Source organism: Streptomyces sp. NPDC104307 (assembly GCF_055584045.1).
Map to the genome: position 1 here is coordinate 1,000,195 of NZ_JBVJMU010000001.1, position 15,655 is coordinate 1,015,849.

Genomic DNA, 15,655 nt, shown 5'->3' on the forward strand with positions numbered 1-15,655 from the left:
CTCGCGTCGCGGAGACGACGTTTCGGAAGTGGACTGGGGGAAACCCGATTCCGAGTCGGAAGAAGAGACACAGCGAAACGAGGAGGGTCCCATGCCAGCAGGATCCAGCCCGAAGCGCGAGCGTCAGTACGAGCACGTGAAGGAGAGCGCCGAGAAGCGCGGTACGTCCGAGAAGCGGGCGAAGGAGATCGCGGCCCGCACCGTGAACAAGGAGCGCGCCCGCTCGAGCGAGGCGGAGACGGCGAGCAAGTCGTCGACGCGTGACCCGAAGTCCGCCTCCCAGCGTGGCGGACAGCGCTCCCACAGCGGCGCCCAGGGACGCACCAGGGACCAGCTGTACGAGGACGCCAAGAGGAAGAACGTCGAAGGCCGTTCGAAGATGAACAAGGAGCAGCTGCTCAAGGCCGTCGGCCGTTGATCAGCTCCCTGGGAAAGAGGTGGCGACGATGACCGCGAATGACGGAAGCAAGCGCAAGGTACTGGCCGTCGTGACGAACTACGGCGTCGAGCAGGACGAACTCGTGGTGCCTGTCGAACATCTGCGCGGCTGGGGCGCCCACGTGGACATCGCGGCCCTGTCCAGCGACGACATCCAGACGCTGGTCGGTGACAAGGACCCGGGAAAGACCGTGCGGCCCGATTTGACGCTGGACGCGGCCGACGCCGCCGCGTACGACCTGCTGCTCATTCCGGGTGGGACTCTGAACGCGGACAAGCTGCGCCAGGGCCCGGCAGTGGAACTCGTCCGCGCCTTCAAGGTGGCCGGGCGCCCGATCGCGGCGATCTGCCACGGGCCGTGGGCCCTGGTCGAGGCGGATGCCGTCGCGGGCAAGCGGCTCACGTCGTACCCCTCGCTGGCGACGGACATCCGTAACGCGGGCGGCACCTGGGCCGACGAACCGGTGGTCACCGATGACACGAACGGCTGGACGCTCATCACCTCCCGCAACCCCGGAGACCTGGAACCCTTCCTCCAGGAGATCGATGCCGCGCTCGCTGTCGTATGAGCCCGCATGCCTGACACCACTCCCCCCGCGCCGGAGGCCGCCGGTTTCCCGGCCGCGGCGGCTCCAGAGGCCCGTTCCGTAGCCGAGCTGGACGCGGCACTGACCACCTGCCGGGCCTGCCCACGGCTGGTGGCCTGGCGGGAGGAGACCGCCCGGGTCAAGCGTCCGGCGTTCGTGGACCAGGAGTACTGGGCACGACCGGTACCGGGCTTCGGTCCCCCGGACGCCCTGCTGGCACTCGTCGGCCTGGCGCCCGCCGCACACGGTGGCAACCGCACGGGACGGATCTTCACCGGCGACGCCTCGGGGGACGCTCTGTTCGCCGCCCTGTACGACGTCGGGCTCGCCTCCCGACCGACCGCGACGCACCGCGGGGACGGACTGCGGCTGCACGGAGTGCGCGTCACGATGCCGGTGCACTGCGCACCGCCCGGCAACCGGCCCACCACCGCAGAGCGCGACACCTGCCGCCCCTGGCTCGCCCGGGAGCTGGCGCTGCTGAGCCCGGCGCTGCGCGCCGTCGTGGTGCTCGGCGGATTCGCCTGGCAGACACTGCTCCCGGTGCTGGCCGACGCCGGCTGGCAGCTGCCCCGCCCCCGTCCCGCCTTCGGTCACGGCGCCGAGACAACCCTCACCAGCAGCGTCGGACAACGCACACTGCACCTGGTCGGCGGCTACCACCCCAGCCAACGCAACATGTCCACCCGCACCCTGACCCCCGCGCAGCTGCGCGAGGTGCTGTTCCGGGGCGCGGTACTGGCCCGCCTGCCGGCTGTGCCACCCCGCCGGGATCCGCGGGAAGCGACGTAGCCGGGAGGCGACCCGGCAGGGCGTCCTCCCTCACACCGCCAGGTGGGCCAGCACCGTGCGCATCCCGTGATGCACCGCGTCGCGGGACTCCTGGGTCAGGTCGATGGTCCCGAAGGCGTGGTGGGCGTTGGGCACGTCGATCACCTCCACCGCCGCCCCGCAGGCCCGGGACGCGGTGAGGAACTCCTCCACCGTGGCGGCGATCTCCGGCCTCTCGCGGCCCACGCGGGTGATCACGAGAGGCAGTGCGCCGGCCTTCTCCACCGCCTCCGCCGGGCGGAAGCGGTCGTCGACCGGGCCCAGCACGGGCAGCGGTGCCAGTACCGGGTAGCTGGCCGCCAGACAGCGCAGCCAGGACGGGGGCTGTCGCAGCCAGTCCGCCATGAGCAGGCCGCCGCCAGAGAAGAACCACAGGGCAATCCGCTGCCCGTCCACCCGGGGATCGGCCCGGACCAGCTCAAGGGTGGCGGCGATGTCCTCGGCGGCGAGCGGGTAGTCGGCGACGTCGTGCAGGCGGTGATCGAGGGTCACGCCCACGACACCCTGCCCGGCCGCGAGGCGGGCGTACCCGATCAGGCCCGGCCAGTCCCTCGGGGTCGGCCGCCCCTCGGCGGGCACCGGTCCGCCGTGCACGAACACCACAGCCGGGCGCGGGCCTTCGGCGGCGGGCAGGTACAGGTCGGTGTGGCCGGTCCGCTCACGCGGGATGTCCGGTACGTCGAGCAGGAACGGCCGCAGGTGCGCGGGCGGCTGCGCGGCGTCGGGGGCCACCAAGCGGTGCCCCTCGCCTGCGGCCGCCCGCCGCAGGACCTCCGCGAGCTCGGCCGGGAGGGACAGCATCGGCCAGTGGCCGGTGGGGAGTTCGAAGAACGTCACCTGGGGACCGGTGAAGACCTGGAGGGTGGGTTCGCCGAAGTCGACGCCCCGCTGGACCATTTCGATGCTGGAGCCGCCCGCGTTGCACAGCACCCCGGTGACGGGCAGCGAGGCCGCCGCACCGGTCAGCCGCAGCGGCTGGAGCAGGGTGCGCAGCGGTTGCGGGGCGGCGGACGCGGTGAGCCGGTCCAGTGCCGCGTCGGGAACGCCCTCGGTGCTGCCCCAGCGCCGCCAACCGTCGCGGGCCGGGGCGGGCAGCTCTCCGTGGGCCCCGTCCTCGGTACCGGCGCGCTCGGCCAGCTCCGTGCGCAGGGCCGGGTCCGGCACGGCGGCCAGGGCGGGAACGCCGTCCTGGGGCAGCCCGGAGTCCAGGTAGACGATCCGGCCGACGTGCTCGGCCCTGCGGTCGGCGGCGCCCAGCACCGGGTGGATGCCGTAGTCGTGGCCGACCAGCACGATCTGCCGGCCGGGCGCGGCGCCGACCGAGTCGATCACCGCGAGCACGTCCGCGATGTGGGTCTCCAGGTCGATGGTGTCCGCCGGAGCGGGGCGGGGGCCACCGGTTCCGCTGAGGGTCACCGTGTGCACCTCGTCCCCCTCCGCGGTCAGCCGCGCGGCGGTCTCCCGCCACACGTGTGGATCGGTGAACATGCCCGGTACCAGGATGAATGCGGTCATCGGTCTCTCCTCAGCGCTCCTCGTCCGCGACGCCGCCACGACTCTGCGGCAGCGCCCGCCGGTACGTTAGAAGCTCCCCCAGAGGGAGGTTCAAGTGTTCCCGTCCCACGACGGCCTGTACGGCATCGGTGAACTCGCCGAGCGTGCGGGCGTCACCGTCAAGACCGTCCGTTTCTACTCGGACAGCGGTCTGCTGCCGGAGGCCTGCCGCAGCGCAGGCGGGCACCGCCGGTACGGTCCGGAGGCGCTCGGCCGGCTGCGGCTGGTCCGCTCGCTGCGTGCCCTGGGGCTTCCGGTGCGCGAGGTGCACCGGGTTCTCGACGAGGAGGAGACCGGGGCGGGCAGCGTGCTGGAGGACGCCGTCGCGGGGCAGTTGCGCGAACTCGGCTCCCAGCTCCGGGCGCTGCGCTGGCGGGAGGCCGGGCTGCGGCTGGTGCAGGAGTGCGGGCCGGGTGAGCGGGCGGACCGGCTGCGCCTGATCGGGGCGGTGTCCGCGCCTCCGGACACCGCGCCGCTGGCCCGCTTCTGGCGGGGCTGGCTGCCGCCCCGGATGCCGGCCGGGGCGACCGCCGCGTTCCTGGAGGCTGTGGTGCCTCAGCCGCCCGAAGACCCGGAGCCCGCCCAGGTTCTCGCTTTCGCCCGGCTGTACGCCTTCGTGACCCGCCCGTGCGCCGGCACCGAGCGGCCTCAGCCGGCGGCACACCGGGGCGAGCGGGCCGGCCGGCCGGCTGTGCTGTACGCCGGGCTGGCCGAGGCGTACGAGCTGGCCGGGGCCCGGATGCGGCGGGGCCTGCGGCCGTCTCCGGGCCCGGAGCTGGACAGTTTCGTGGACGCGTACGCGAGCGCGTACGGCAGCCGGGACACCCTCGCCTTCCGCCGGGTGCTGGCCGGGCAGCTGGCGGCCGATCCCCGGATCGACCGCTACTGGGAGCTGGTGTCCGAGGTGCTCACCCCGCCGGGCTCCACACCGGATCCGACCCCGGGGTCCGCGCACGACTGGCTGTTCGCGGCGCTGGACGCGCAGTTAGTCACCGGGACGGGCTGAGGTCTGGGCGCAGGCCGGGTCAGCGCATCTCCGCGGTGATCGCCCAGCGCTCGTGATCGCGCCAGGCCCCGTCGATGAACAGGAAGTCCGGCGAGAAGCCCTCCAGCCGGAATCCGGCCCGGCGCACCAGCGCGATCGAGGCCTTGTTGCCAGGCTGGATGTTGGCTTCGAGGCGGTGCAGTCCGAGAGGTCCCAAGGCGTACCGGAGCACCAGGCCGAGCCCCTCGGACATCAGTCCGCGCCCGGCCGCGTGGGCGAAGACGCCGTATCCGAGCGCGCCGCAGCGGAAGCCGCCGGTGACGATGTTGTTGACGTTGATGAAACCCGCGATGCCGCCTTCCCTGCCCTCTTCCCCGGCGGCATGCCGCTCGCACACCAGGAATCCCGCCTTCGACGGGTCCCCGATGAGCACGCCCGCGTACGCGGCGTAGGTGTCCGGATCGGTCGGCGGGAACAGCCAGGGCCGGTGGAGTTCGTGGCTCTCGCGGGCGCGTGCGGTGAACTCGTCGGCATCCGCGGGGGTGAAGGGGCGGATCGCGGTGCGCGGCCCCTCGGCCAGGTAGCTGGTGTCGGACATCGGCCCAGCGTATGTCGCGTGCGGGGCGCCTGTGCTACTTGGGCCGCCTGCGGAAGAAGTAGGCGCCGCAGGCCATCCCGGCCACGAACATCACGATCAGCGCCACATACAGCGGCATCGTCACGAGCGGGATGATGAGGCGGACCTTCACGTCCTCGGTGTTCTCGGCGATGAACACCACCGACAGGACCGCGATGACGAGGACCAGGATGCGGGCCGGTGTGAACGCGCCCGAACTGCCCTTGCCACCGCTCGACACATCCTTCGGGCTCATGAACCGGCCCCTTCCGTCGTCCGGGTGCACCACTGCACCCGGCCTCAGGATGGCCCCGTACGGGTGCCGGGGGGCCGTTCTGTACGCCCGTCCGGGTGACGGCGGCGCGGGCGGGCGGGCCGGTTCCTCCTGCTCAGACCAGCGCCGCGGCCTCGACCGTGAGGGTGGCCGGGCCACCGTCCGCAGGCGCGTCCAGCACAGCGGGAACGCCGAGCGGGATTGTCAGCCCGGTGGGGCCGTGGCCGAAGCCCAGCTCTTCGACGACGGGGACACCGAGGCCGCCGAGCCGGTCGGCGAGCACCGCCCGCACCTTCTCGTACGGCCTGCAGCCCGCCCAGGAACCGCAGGCCACTCCGGCTACGCCGTCGAGCGCCCCGGCCCGCAGCAGCTGGGTGAGGATGCGGTCGATGCAGTACGGGGGCTCGGCGATGTCCTCGATGACCAGCAGCCCGCCGTCGGCGGACCGCCTGGCCTGCGGGGTGCCCAGGTCGGCGGCGAGCAGGCTCAGGCAGCCGCCGTAGGTGATCCCCCGGGCCCGGCCGGGCACCAGCGCCCTCGCCCCGTCGAGCCCGAGCGTCCGCACCGTCTCGGGCTCGAACAGGGTGGCCCGCAGGGACTCCTGGGTGGCCGGGTCCTTGAGGAAGGTCTCCGAGCCCGCCATCGGCCCGTACAGCGTGGCGAGGCCCGTCCGCAGCGCGAACGCCTCGTGGAGCACGGTGACGTCGCTGTAGCCGACGAACACCTTGGGCCCGGCGGCCCGGATCGCCGCCCAGTCGAGCAATTCGACCATGCGGTGCGCCCCGTACCCGCCCCGGCTACAGATCACCGCGTCGACCGAAGGGTCGCACCAGGCGTCCTGGAGATCCCGGGCACGCTCCTCGTCGGTGCCGCCGAGATAGTCCAACTCCGGGTGGACCGACAGGACATGGGGCATCGGCACCGGGTCGAGGCCCCAGCCGCGGAGGATGTCGAGACCCGGCTCCAGACGGTCGACGGGCAGCGGTCCGCTCGTCGAGACGACGGCGACCCTGGCACCCGCGTGCAGCCGGGCCGGGCGGACCAGTGGCGCGAGGCTCACTTCTTCAGCTCCAGCCGCGGCACGTCGGGCCGCTCGATTCCGAAGGTCTGGGCGTAGAGGGAGAGTTCGGCCTCCAGTGCGCTGATCATGGTCTCTGCGCGGCGGAAGCCGTGGCCCTCGCCCGGGTAGGTGAGGTAGGCGTGCGGGATGCCGCGTCCCTGTACGGCGGCCAGGAAGCGCTCGCACTGCACGGGCGGGCAGATCGGGTCGTCCTCGCCCTGGAGCAGCAGGAACGGTGTGGTGAGCCGGTCGGTGCGGGTGCTCGGGGACCGTTCGCGGTAGCGCTCGGGGACCTCGGCCAGCGGGCCCACCAGCGATTCCAGGTACTGCGACTCGAAGTCGTGGGTCTCGCCGCTGCCCCAGCCGGTCAGGTCGAGGATGGGGTAGATGATCGTGCCGCAGGCGTAGACGTCGGTTCCGGTCAGCGAGGCGGCTGTGGTCCAGCCGCCGGCGCTGCCGCCTCGGACGGCGAGCCGGTCCGGGTCCGCGGTGCCCTCTGCGGCGAGCGCACCGGCCACGGCCGCGCAGTCCTCCACGTCGACGACGCCCCACTGTTCGCGCAGCCGGTTGCGGTACTCCCGTCCGTAACCGGTCGAGCCGCCGTAGTTGACCTCGGCCACCCCGATGCCGCGCGAGGTGAAGTAGGCGATCTCCAGGTCGAGGACGAGGGCGGCGTGCCCGGTGGGGCCGCCGTGCGCCCATACGACGTACGGGGGCAGTTCGCCGGCCGGTCCGGTCCGGTCGGGGCTGTGCGGCGGGTAGATGTGGGCGTGGATCTCCCGGCCGCCGGGACCGGCGAAGGTGCGCTCGGCGGGCTCGGGGTAGTACGCGGGGTCGACGGCGTCCTGGTGCTCTGCCGCGATGATCCGGGTGTGCCCGGTCACTGTGTCCAGCTCCACGATCTCGTACGCGCTGTGCGGGCTCGCGGCGATGCCGATGACCCGGCTGCCCTGTACGGCGAGCGTCCCGGCCCATTCGGTCCAGGGCCCGGCGATGCCGACGAGCGTCCCGGTCTCCGGGTCGAGTATGGAGAGCGTGGTGGCACCCGTGCCGTGCACGGTGGCGATCAGCCCGTTCGCCAGCGGCCGGAACCAGCTGAGCCCGATCTTCCACAGCGGTCCGGCGAACTCCTCCTGCCTGGGACAGAGTTCGACCGCGCTGCCGTCCGGCTCCGCGCGGTACAGGTTCCACCAGCCGCTGCGGTCACTGGCGAAGAGCAGCCGTCCGTCGTCGGCCCACTGGATCTGCGGTACGGATTCCTCCGGACCGCCCAGCAGGGTTCGCGGGGCATGGAACGTTCCGTCGTCACCGATGTCCGCGACGATCACCTCGGTGCCGTCCCACGGCATCCTGGGGTGGTCCCAGGCGATCCAGGCCGCCTGCCGCCCGTCGGGCGAGAGTTCGGGCCCGGTGACGAACCGGTGCCGGTCGTCGGAGAGTTCGCGTACCGAGGAGCGGTCACCGGCCGCCGATCCGTCCAGCGGTACGGCGGCGATCAGCCTGCGCAGTTCGGCCGGTCCCTCGCCGGTGAACTCCTCCAGGACGCACCAGACCTCGCCGGAGGCGCCCCGGTCCGGGTGCAGTCGCGGATCGACCCAGCGCAGTCCGCCGCCGAGCGGCGAGAGCGGGGTGAGCGGCCAGGGTTCGCGGGGCCCGTCCGGCTCCCAGGCGTACAGCCGCTGGTCGTCGAAGTGGACGAAGACGATCAGCGGGCCGCCCTCGGCGCGTTCCGTACCCGCCCAGGGCCGTCCGCCGTACTCGATAACCCGGCTGCGGACGTTCCAGGGGGCGGGCAGCTCCGTGGTGGTGCCGTCGGCCGCCCGTCGCACCAGGGCGCGGCGGCCGGCCTGGGCCGGGCGCGGTTCCGTCCACCACAGTTCGTCGCCGACCGCGTCGACGTACTCCGGCCGGCCGTCCCGCGAGGCGGCCAGCGCGGCGTCGATCGGGGACGGCCAGCTTCCGTAGGCCTGCGTGGTTGCCATGTTCGAATTCCCCCGAGTGGTTCAGGCGGTGCGGAGATAGTGGTCCAGGACCCGGACGCCGAAGTGCAGCGCCTCGACGGGGACACGTTCGTCCACGCCGTGGAAGAGGGCCTGGTAGTCGAAGCCGACGGGCAGCTTCAGCGGGGAGAAGCCGTAGCCGGTGATGCCGAGCCGGGAGAACTGCTTGGCGTCGGTGCCGCCCGACATCGAGTACGGCACCACATGGCCGTCCGGGTCGAACCGCTCGACGGCGGACCGGAGTTTGGCGTACGTGGGCGAGTCGACCGGAGCCTGGAGGGCGACTTCGCGGTGGTGGAACTCCCAGTCGACCGAGGGGCCGGTCAGCCGGTCCATGGTGGTGCGGAACTCGTCCTCGCCGCCGGGCACCATCCGGCCGTCGATGAACGCGGTGGCGTGGCCCGGGATGACGTTGACCTTGTATCCGGCGTCCAGCATCGTCGGGTTGGCGCTGTTGCGGACGGTCGGCTCGATGAGGGCGGCGGCCGGTCCGATCTTGCCGAGGAGTTCGTCCACGTCGAAGCCGGGGGCGTCGAGATCGGGGTGGATGCCGTGCAGTGCGGCGATCTCGGTGAGCGCGGCGCGGACCGTCGGGGTGAGGCGCACCGGCCATTCGTGGGCGCCTATCCGGGCGACAGCGGCGGCCAGCGCGCTGACCGCGTTGGCCTTGTTGACCTTGGAGCCGTGCCCCGCCTTGCCGTGCGCGGTCAGCTTGAGCCATCCGGTGCCGCGCTCGCCCGCCGCGATGGGGTAGAGCGGCATGTTCGGTCCGGCGTGGAAGGTGAAGGCGCCGGATTCGCTGATGCCCTCCGTACAGCCCTCGAAGAGTCCGGGGTGCTGGTCGGCCAGGAAGCCCGAGCCGTCGTCGGCGCTGGCCTCCTCGTCGGCGGTGTACGCGATCACGATGTCGCGGCGGGGCCGGATGCCCGCCCTGGCCCAGAACCGGACGACGGCGAGGACCATCGCGTCCATGTTCTTCATGTCGATGGCGCCCCGGCCCCAGACGACACCGTCGCGGACCTCACCGGAGAAGGGGTGCACGGACCAGTCGGCCGCCTCCGCGGGCACCACGTCCAGGTGCCCGTGGACCAGCAGCGCGTCGGCGGACGGGTCCGTGCCGGCGATCCTGGCGACCACGTTGGTGCGCCCGGGGGTGCGCTCCAGGAGCGTCGGTTCGAGTCCGGCGGCGGCCAGCCGCTCGGCCACGTACTCGGCCGCCGGGCGCTCCCGGCAGTCGCCGCCGCCCCGGTTGGTGGTGTCGATGCGGATCAGTTCGGAGGTGAACGTCACCGATTCGTCGAGCGCGAGTGCGTCGACGCCGCTCCTGGGGTTGGTCACCTCAGCCATACTGTTCCTCCACGGCGGACGACACGATGGTCGTCACCGCCTTGAACGTGCGGATACCTTCGTACATCGTCTCGCTCGTGTAGACGACACGCCTCTCGCCGGAGACCGCCACGCCCGGTACGACGGTGGCCGCCGCCGCCAGGTGCTCGGCGTCGAACTCCAGCTCCACGGTGAACGGTCCACCGTCGACAGGCGTGTACCGGCCCGCCAGCGCGGCCGCCTCCTTGGCCGCCGCACGGATGTCGGCGGCGGTACGGGCGGGGGTGCGGCAGACCGCCGCGTAGCGCGAGACGTAGTCCTTGACCGCGACCGTACGGGCGTCGGGCGCGTAGCCCTCCGCGTCGACACAGGTCAGGTCGTCCCCGGTGACCAGAACGACGGGGACCCCGTACTCGGCGGCGACGTGCGCGTTGAGCAGCCCCTCACTGGCCCTGGCCCCGTTCAGCCAGACCCCGGTGATGGAGTTGGCCAGATAGGTGTGGGCCAGCACCCCTTCCGTACCGGCGCCCGTGTGGTAGCCGACGAAGGCGACCGCGTCGACGTCCCCGTGCTGGATGCCCTCCACCATGCTGAGCGACTTGTGCTTGCCGGTGAGCATCTGGACCCGGTCGTCGAGCCGCTCCAGGAGCAGGTTGCGCATGCTCCAGTGGGCCTCGTTGACGAGCACCTCGTCGGCGCCCCCGTCGTAGAACCCGAGGGCCGCGGCGTTGACGTCGGAGGTGAACAGGGACCGGCACCGCTCCCACTGCGGCGTGCCGGGCAGCACATCGGCCGGCCAGGTCACGCCGGTGGCGCCTTCCATGTCGGCACTCACGAGGATCTTCATGCGGCCACACGGTACGCGCCGGGGAACGCCCAGGCCAGGGCTGTTGGGACCTCCATTGGTCCATTCCACTGAAGGTCGCCGCGCGGCTCAGCCCCGCGGGTAGTCACCGGTCCGGCCGTCGGTCCGCTCGCGCAGCAGATCCGCGTGGCCGTTGTGCCGGGCATATTCCTGGATCATGGCCAGGTACACCCAGCGCAGACTGCACGTCCTGCCGCCGCGCGCCGTCACGAAGGTCTCGTCGAGGCCCCGGCCCGCGACCGCCGCCCCGGCCGCCTCGACCTCGGCCAGATAGGCCGCGTAGTCGTGCTCCGCGTGGGCCGGGTCCACACCCTGGAGGCCTTCGTCACCGTCGTCCGGCCCGGTGAACACCTCACCGAGCGGCTGGCCGGCGAAGCTCCGCCGGAACCACCACCGTTCGATCTCGGCCATATGCCGCACCAGCCCGAGCAGGGTGAGTCCGGACGGTCCGGCGGTGGTGCGCGCCAACTCCTCCCGGCCGAGTCCGGCGCATTTGACCAGGAGCGTCTCGCGGTGCCACTGGAGCCAGCCGGCCAGCATGGTCCGCTCGTCCGCGGTGCCGGGCGCGTTCAGCTGGAGGCCGTCGGCGGTCGTACGGGTGAGGCGGGGCGCCGTCCATGTCATGACGGTGATCCTCACATGCGCGGCCCTGCGTGGGCGCGCCCCCGCACGACGGCGACGCGCGCCCCCGGACCGGGCCGCGTTCAGCCGGCGATGCGCAGGAGCAGCTTGCCTGTGGAGGTGCGGCCCTCCATCAGCCGGTGCGCTTCGGCCGCCTCGGACAGGGCGAACTCGGCCGTCACCGGAAGGTCCACGTGGCCGTCGGTCACCGTGCGGAAGGCCCGCTCCGCGAGCGTGCGCAGGGTGGCGGGGTCGGACGCGGCCAGCTCCAGGATCGAGAAGCCCGCGACCGACCGGCTCGCCGGGTAGAGCTCGGGCTGCCCGACCCGCCAGGGCTCCCCGCCGCCCGCGTTGCCGAAGGAGACCAGGCGGCCGAAGACGGCCAGGCTGTCGAGGCCGCGCCGCAGGGTGTCCCCGCCGACCGGGTCGAGCACCAGGTCGACGCCCCGGCCCCCGGTGGCCCGGCGGGCCTCCGCCGGGAACGTGTCGCCGATGAACACCTCGTCGTAGCCGTGCGCGAGGGCGTACGCGGCCTTCGCGGCCGAGGACACCACGCCGTACACCGTGCCGGCTCCCGCCGCGCGGGCCAGCTGTCCGGCCACCGTGCCGACCCCGCCCGCCGCACCCTGCACGAGCACGGTTTCCCCGGCCCGCAGCCGCCCGATCTCGTGCAGCAGGGCGTGCGCGGTCGGCAGCACGGTGGGCAGGGTGGCCCCGGTGCGCAGGTCCACCCCCTCCGGGAGCGGGAAGACGGTGGCGGCCGGGGCCTTCACCACCTCCGCGTAGCCGCCGCCGTCGAGGAACGCGGCGACCTCCTGGCCGGGCCGCAGGCCCTCCACCCCCTCGCCCACGGCCCGTATCCGGCCCGAGACCTCCAGACCCGGGACGAAGGGCAGCGCGGCCACCCGGTACCCCTCGGCGCGGGCCTTGACATCCGCGAAGTTGACGCCCGCGTAGGCGATGTCGATGGTGACCTCGCCGGGACCGGGCACGGCAGTCACCGTCTCGACGACCGTCAGCACCTCGGGTACGCCGTATTCCTTGAACTCGACCACACGCATGGCAGACCGCCCCCTGGACATGTTGTTCAACGAAAATCGAACACTCGGAGTGTAAGATGCTCATCGAACACTTGGCAAGGGAACACGGACGACAGGAGCGGGACATGCCCGACCAGCCTTCGAGCAAGAGCCACCGCGCCGCGCCGGCCCACACGGATCCCGGCCAGGTGCCCCTGCTCGGCGCCCTGTCCGCACTCGCCGACCCGGTACGCCTCCAACTGGTCCGCGACCTGGCCGGGTCGGAGGACTGGACCCGGACCTGCGGAAGTTTCGACGTACCGGTCGGCAAGGCCGCGCTCAGCCACCACTTCTCGGTCCTGCGCGGCGCGGGCCTGGTGGAGCAGCGCGACCTGGGGGCGAAGCGGGTGAACCGGCTGCGCCGCGAAGAGTTCGAGGCCCGCTTCCCCGGCCTGCTCGCCCTCCTGCTGCGGCCTGACGAAGTCTGAGCCGGACTCCCGGCCCGCGACTCCGCCTGATTCCCGGCCCGCGTCTCCGCCTGACTCCCGCCCGGCGGCCTCAGCGGCGCTTCGCGCCCTTCAGCAGCTTCTCGATCCGCTTGAGTTCCTTGTCGCTGAACTCCAGGTTGCGGACCGCCTGGACGCTGTTCTCCAGTTGGGCGACGCTGCTCGCGCCGACCACGGCGGAGGTGACCCGGCCGCCGCGCAGCACCCAGGCCAGCGCCAGCTGGGCCAGCGACTGGCCGCGCTCGGAGGCCAGTTCATTGAGCTCGCGGAGGCGGCCGACCAGCTCAGGCGTGACGGAGTCGGCCGACAGGAACGGGCTGCTGCCCGCCGCCCGTGAGCCCTCCGGGATGCCGCGGAGGTAGCGGTCGGAGAGGATGCCCTGCTCCAGCGGCGAGTACGCGATGGAACCGGCGCCCAGCTCGTCGAGGGCGGTGAGCAGGCCGTCCTCGGCCCAGCGGTCCAGCATCGAGTAGCGCGGCTGGTGGATGAGCAGCGGGGTGCCGAGGTCCTTCAGGATCCGGGCGGCCTCCCGGGTCTGCTCCGCGGAGTAGTTGGAGACGCCCACGTAGAGCGCCTTGCCCTGCTGGACCGCCGAGTGGAGAGCGCCCATCGTCTCTTCGAGCGGGGTCTCGGGGTCGGGGCGGTGGGAGTAGAAGATGTCGACGTAGTCGAGCCCGAGCCGGCCGAGGCTCTGGTCCAGCGAGGAGAGCAGGTTCTTGCGCGAGCCCCACTCCCCGTACGGGCCGTCCCACATCAGGTAGCCCGCCTTGGTGGAGACGATGATCTCGTCCCGGTGCCGGGCGAAGTCGGTGGCCAGCGCGCGGCCCATCGCGGTCTCTGCGGAGCCGGGCGGCGGGCCGTAGTTGTTCGCCAGGTCGAAGTGGGTGATGCCGAGGTCGAAGGCCCGGCGGAGGATCTGCCCCTGGGTCTCCGGAGTCCGGTCCCCGCCGAAGTTGTGCCACAGGCCGAGCGAGAGGGCCGGCAGCTTCAGACCGCTGCGCCCGGTGCGCCGGTAGGGCATGTCCTGGTAGCGGTCTGCGGAGGGGATGTACATGCGGGGCTCCACGGGAGAGATCGTTCCGGTCCACGACGGGGTACGCCGTGCGGGCTCCAGGCTCGCGCAGAACGATCCAGCAGTCCAACAGGAGATTCCGCTTGGATTCAGCGTCTATATTTCTCAATCATGGAGTTGCGCCAGCTGGAACATTTCGTCGCGGTCGCAGAGGAACAGCACTTCACCCGGGCCGCCGAGCGCCTCGCCGTATCGCAGTCCGGGCTCTCCGCCTCCGTCCGGTCGCTGGAGCAGGAGCTGCGAACCCCGCTGTTCAGCCGGACCACCCGCAGCGTGCGGCTGACCGAGGCCGGGCGCGCCCTGCTGGTGGAGGCCGAGCGCACCCTGGCCGGCGCGCGGGCGGCGAAGGACGCCGTGGACGCCGTACGGGGGCTGCTGCGCGGGACCCTGTCGGTGGGGGTCGAGCAGTGCGTGGCCGGGGTGAGCCTGCCCCGGCTGCTGGCCGCCTTCCACCGTGAGCATCCGCACATGGAGATCCGGCTCCGCCAGGAGGGGACGACGAGCCTGGTGGACGGGGTGGCCGGCGGGCGGCTCGACATCGCCTTCGCCGCCACGGTCAGCTCCGTGGAGTGGCGCGGCGAGCTGGTTCCGCTGGCCCGGGAGCCGATGGTCCTGCTGTGCGCGCCCGGCCACCGGCTGGCCGGGAAGGACCGGGCCGGGTGGGACGAGCTGCCGGGCGAGCCGTTCATCGACTTCCATCCGGACTGGGGCCCGCGCCGTGCGGCCGACGAGGCGTTCGCGGCCGCGCGGGTCCGCCGCACCGTGGCGCTTGAGGTGAACGACGTGCACAGCCTGCTGGAGCTGGTGCGGGAAGGGCTCGGCATCGCGGTGGTGCCGCACCACTTCACCCGCAAGCCCGAGGCGCGGGGCCTGACGACGGTACGGCTGGACGGGCCCGTCCAGCCGTACTACGAGAGCGTCGTGGTGCTTCCGGAAGCGCGGGTCATGAGCCCCGGGGCGCGGGCGCTCATGACCCTGGTGCGGGGGCAGGACGCGCGCTGAGGCCTCGGTGGGCCGGAAGCGGGCCCCGTTCAGCCGGGAGCCTCGGCGCGCTCGCTCGTGGGCCCAGTTCAGCCGACGGCCAGCACGAACCACCTGGCCGGCAGGTCGATCCGGGTCCCGTCGGGCAGCTGCTCGGTCTGCGGCAGGGCCGTGTCACCGCTGTCGAGCGTGGTCAGCCCGGCCGCCCGCAGGAGGTCCGGCACCTCCTCCTCCGCGGCGTCCGCCGGTTTGAGCCCGTGGTCGTAGACCCGGCGCAGCTTCTTGGGCGGACCGTCCGGACCCTGTGCCGCCAGCCGGAGCACGTCCTTGGAGGCCGGGGTCAGCTCCGCCACGAAGGCCCGGCCGCGTGCGCCGAGCAGCATCGCCACGGCCGCGGCCACCGCGGGCCTGGCCTCGGGCTCGCTCTGGTGGATCACCGCCCGCATATAGACGTTGGCGTCCCCGATCCGCTCGTGCAGGGCGCGGACCGCGTCGCCGTCGGTCAGGTCGAGCTGGGCGAACTCCGCGACGCCCTCGGTGTCCGCCCGGCGGGCATGGCCGATCGCGGCGTGCGAGAGGTCCACTCCGATGGCGTGGGCGAACCGGGTGGCGAGGTAGCGGGTCTGGGTGCCGTTGCCGCAGCCGAGGTCGACGACGGGCAGCGAGGCATCGGCGTACGGCAGGAGCAGTTCGCTGTGCGGTACGGCGCTCAGTGAGGGGTCGGAGTCCCAGATCGCCTCGCCGGGCGCGTCCGAGGTCGCTTCCCAGTAGCCTTCCCACGCCTCGCGGTACCGCTGTGGATCATTCATGCGCACTCCCAAGTCCGGTCACGCCGAGGCACCTTGCACAACAAGGGACTACCGCCCACAGCGGATCGGGGCAAGTGCGCGCACGTAATCGGCAGCCGGTGGCGGCCTCTC

Annotated in this window: 17 protein-coding genes; 6 read left to right on the forward strand and 11 right to left on the reverse strand. The window is 72.6% G+C overall.

Going from position 1 to position 15,655, the window contains the following annotated elements; all coding sequences use genetic code 11:
* The first annotated feature begins 91 nt into the window (after positions 1-91).
* The 3 genes from ACZ601_RS04150 to ACZ601_RS04160 are packed head-to-tail and all read left to right on the forward strand — an operon-like array spanning position 92 to position 1,817.
* Entirely contained in the window at positions 92-418 is a 327-nt protein-coding gene (locus ACZ601_RS04150; RefSeq protein WP_469532651.1) for a plasmid stabilization protein, read from the forward strand.
* A 28-nt stretch (positions 419-446) separates the two neighbouring features.
* Positions 447-1,007 carry a DJ-1/PfpI/YhbO family deglycase/protease gene (locus ACZ601_RS04155; RefSeq protein WP_469532656.1) on the forward strand — a complete coding sequence of 187 codons (561 nt, stop codon included), beginning with the start codon at positions 447-449 and terminating at the stop codon, positions 1,005-1,007.
* A 6-nt stretch (positions 1,008-1,013) separates the two neighbouring features.
* Complete coding sequence (locus ACZ601_RS04160; protein WP_469532660.1) at positions 1,014-1,817, forward strand: uracil-DNA glycosylase; 804 nt, start codon at positions 1,014-1,016, stop codon at positions 1,815-1,817.
* A 30-nt stretch (positions 1,818-1,847) separates the two neighbouring features.
* Here ACZ601_RS04160 and ACZ601_RS04165 read toward each other — a convergent pair whose 3' ends face one another.
* Positions 1,848-3,371 (reverse strand): alpha/beta hydrolase, encoded by a 1,524-nt coding sequence (locus tag ACZ601_RS04165; protein ID WP_469532663.1) that lies wholly within the window; start codon positions 3,369-3,371, stop codon positions 1,848-1,850.
* 94 nt (positions 3,372-3,465) lie between these two features.
* On the opposite strand from ACZ601_RS04165, the gene ACZ601_RS04170 reads away from it, so the two are divergent.
* Positions 3,466-4,416, forward strand: coding sequence for a MerR family transcriptional regulator (locus ACZ601_RS04170; RefSeq protein WP_469532666.1), 951 nt, complete (start codon positions 3,466-3,468; stop codon positions 4,414-4,416).
* 19 nt (positions 4,417-4,435) lie between these two features.
* Here the strand turns inward: ACZ601_RS04170 and ACZ601_RS04175 are convergent, their stop codons facing one another.
* From ACZ601_RS04175 to ACZ601_RS04210, 8 genes are all read right to left on the reverse strand, one after another.
* Entirely contained in the window at positions 4,436-4,993 is a 558-nt protein-coding gene (locus ACZ601_RS04175) for a GNAT family N-acetyltransferase (RefSeq protein ID WP_469532670.1), read from the reverse strand.
* 34 nt (positions 4,994-5,027) lie between these two features.
* The gene (locus ACZ601_RS04180; RefSeq protein ID WP_440577331.1) at positions 5,028-5,267 is read right to left on the reverse strand and encodes a LapA family protein; all 240 of its coding nucleotides are present in this window, start codon (positions 5,265-5,267) and stop codon (positions 5,028-5,030) included.
* Between the two features lie 133 nt (positions 5,268-5,400).
* Positions 5,401-6,345: a S66 peptidase family protein gene (locus tag ACZ601_RS04185; RefSeq protein ID WP_469532675.1), complete on the reverse strand. Its 945-nt coding sequence runs from the start codon at positions 6,343-6,345 to the stop codon at positions 5,401-5,403.
* Complete coding sequence (locus tag ACZ601_RS04190) at positions 6,342-8,327, reverse strand: prolyl oligopeptidase family serine peptidase (RefSeq protein WP_469532677.1); 1,986 nt, start codon at positions 8,325-8,327, stop codon at positions 6,342-6,344. Before ACZ601_RS04190 ends, ACZ601_RS04185 begins: the two co-directional genes overlap by 4 nt.
* Positions 8,328-8,348: 21 nt before the next feature.
* Positions 8,349-9,692, reverse strand: a complete 1,344-nt coding sequence (locus ACZ601_RS04195; RefSeq protein ID WP_469532680.1) for a M20/M25/M40 family metallo-hydrolase — start codon at positions 9,690-9,692, stop codon at positions 8,349-8,351.
* Positions 9,685-10,518 (reverse strand): M55 family metallopeptidase, encoded by an 834-nt coding sequence (locus ACZ601_RS04200; RefSeq protein ID WP_440577327.1) that lies wholly within the window; start codon positions 10,516-10,518, stop codon positions 9,685-9,687. Before ACZ601_RS04200 ends, ACZ601_RS04195 begins: the two co-directional genes overlap by 8 nt.
* Positions 10,519-10,605: 87 nt before the next feature.
* A complete protein-coding gene (locus tag ACZ601_RS04205; RefSeq protein WP_469532684.1) occupies positions 10,606-11,160 on the reverse strand; it encodes a DinB family protein in 555 nt (184 codons plus the stop codon).
* An 80-nt stretch (positions 11,161-11,240) separates the two neighbouring features.
* Complete coding sequence (locus ACZ601_RS04210) at positions 11,241-12,218, reverse strand: quinone oxidoreductase family protein (RefSeq protein WP_469532687.1); 978 nt, start codon at positions 12,216-12,218, stop codon at positions 11,241-11,243.
* A 104-nt stretch (positions 12,219-12,322) separates the two neighbouring features.
* Here ACZ601_RS04210 and ACZ601_RS04215 point away from each other — a divergent pair, with 104 nt between their 5' ends.
* The gene (locus ACZ601_RS04215; RefSeq protein WP_469532689.1) at positions 12,323-12,664 is read left to right on the forward strand and encodes an ArsR/SmtB family transcription factor; all 342 of its coding nucleotides are present in this window, start codon (positions 12,323-12,325) and stop codon (positions 12,662-12,664) included.
* A 70-nt stretch (positions 12,665-12,734) separates the two neighbouring features.
* On the opposite strand, the gene ACZ601_RS04220 is transcribed toward ACZ601_RS04215, so the two are convergent.
* Complete coding sequence (locus ACZ601_RS04220; RefSeq protein WP_440576605.1) at positions 12,735-13,736, reverse strand: aldo/keto reductase; 1,002 nt, start codon at positions 13,734-13,736, stop codon at positions 12,735-12,737.
* Positions 13,737-13,865: 129 nt separating this feature from the next.
* Between ACZ601_RS04220 and ACZ601_RS04225 the strand changes: the two genes are divergently transcribed.
* Positions 13,866-14,756 (forward strand): LysR family transcriptional regulator, encoded by an 891-nt coding sequence (locus tag ACZ601_RS04225; RefSeq protein WP_469532694.1) that lies wholly within the window; start codon positions 13,866-13,868, stop codon positions 14,754-14,756.
* 68 nt (positions 14,757-14,824) lie between these two features.
* Here ACZ601_RS04225 and ACZ601_RS04230 read toward each other — a convergent pair whose 3' ends face one another.
* On the reverse strand, positions 14,825-15,544 hold the full coding sequence (locus ACZ601_RS04230) for a class I SAM-dependent methyltransferase (RefSeq protein ID WP_469532697.1): 720 nt from the start codon (positions 15,542-15,544) through the stop codon (positions 14,825-14,827).
* Between the last annotated feature and the right edge of the window lie 111 nt (positions 15,545-15,655).

Coding starts and splice junctions, on each gene's coding strand:
- ACZ601_RS04150 (WP_469532651.1), top strand. CDS start 92: ATGCCAGCAGGATCCAGCCCGAAGCGCGAGCGTCAGTACGAGCACGTG.
- ACZ601_RS04155 (WP_469532656.1), top strand. CDS start 447: ATGACCGCGAATGACGGAAGCAAGCGCAAGGTACTGGCCGTCGTGACG.
- ACZ601_RS04160 (WP_469532660.1), top strand. CDS start 1,014: ATGCCTGACACCACTCCCCCCGCGCCGGAGGCCGCCGGTTTCCCGGCC.
- ACZ601_RS04165 (WP_469532663.1), bottom strand. CDS start 3,371: ATGACCGCATTCATCCTGGTACCGGGCATGTTCACCGATCCACACGTG.
- ACZ601_RS04175 (WP_469532670.1), bottom strand. CDS start 4,993: ATGTCCGACACCAGCTACCTGGCCGAGGGGCCGCGCACCGCGATCCGC.
- ACZ601_RS04180 (WP_440577331.1), bottom strand. CDS start 5,267: ATGAGCCCGAAGGATGTGTCGAGCGGTGGCAAGGGCAGTTCGGGCGCG.
- ACZ601_RS04190 (WP_469532677.1), bottom strand. CDS start 8,327: ATGGCAACCACGCAGGCCTACGGAAGCTGGCCGTCCCCGATCGACGCC.
- ACZ601_RS04195 (WP_469532680.1), bottom strand. CDS start 9,692: ATGGCTGAGGTGACCAACCCCAGGAGCGGCGTCGACGCACTCGCGCTC.
- ACZ601_RS04200 (WP_440577327.1), bottom strand. CDS start 10,518: ATGAAGATCCTCGTGAGTGCCGACATGGAAGGCGCCACCGGCGTGACC.
- ACZ601_RS04205 (WP_469532684.1), bottom strand. CDS start 11,160: ATGACATGGACGGCGCCCCGCCTCACCCGTACGACCGCCGACGGCCTC.
- ACZ601_RS04210 (WP_469532687.1), bottom strand. CDS start 12,218: ATGCGTGTGGTCGAGTTCAAGGAATACGGCGTACCCGAGGTGCTGACG.
- ACZ601_RS04215 (WP_469532689.1), top strand. CDS start 12,323: ATGCCCGACCAGCCTTCGAGCAAGAGCCACCGCGCCGCGCCGGCCCAC.
- ACZ601_RS04220 (WP_440576605.1), bottom strand. CDS start 13,736: ATGTACATCCCCTCCGCAGACCGCTACCAGGACATGCCCTACCGGCGC.
- ACZ601_RS04225 (WP_469532694.1), top strand. CDS start 13,866: ATGGAGTTGCGCCAGCTGGAACATTTCGTCGCGGTCGCAGAGGAACAG.
- ACZ601_RS04230 (WP_469532697.1), bottom strand. CDS start 15,544: ATGAATGATCCACAGCGGTACCGCGAGGCGTGGGAAGGCTACTGGGAA.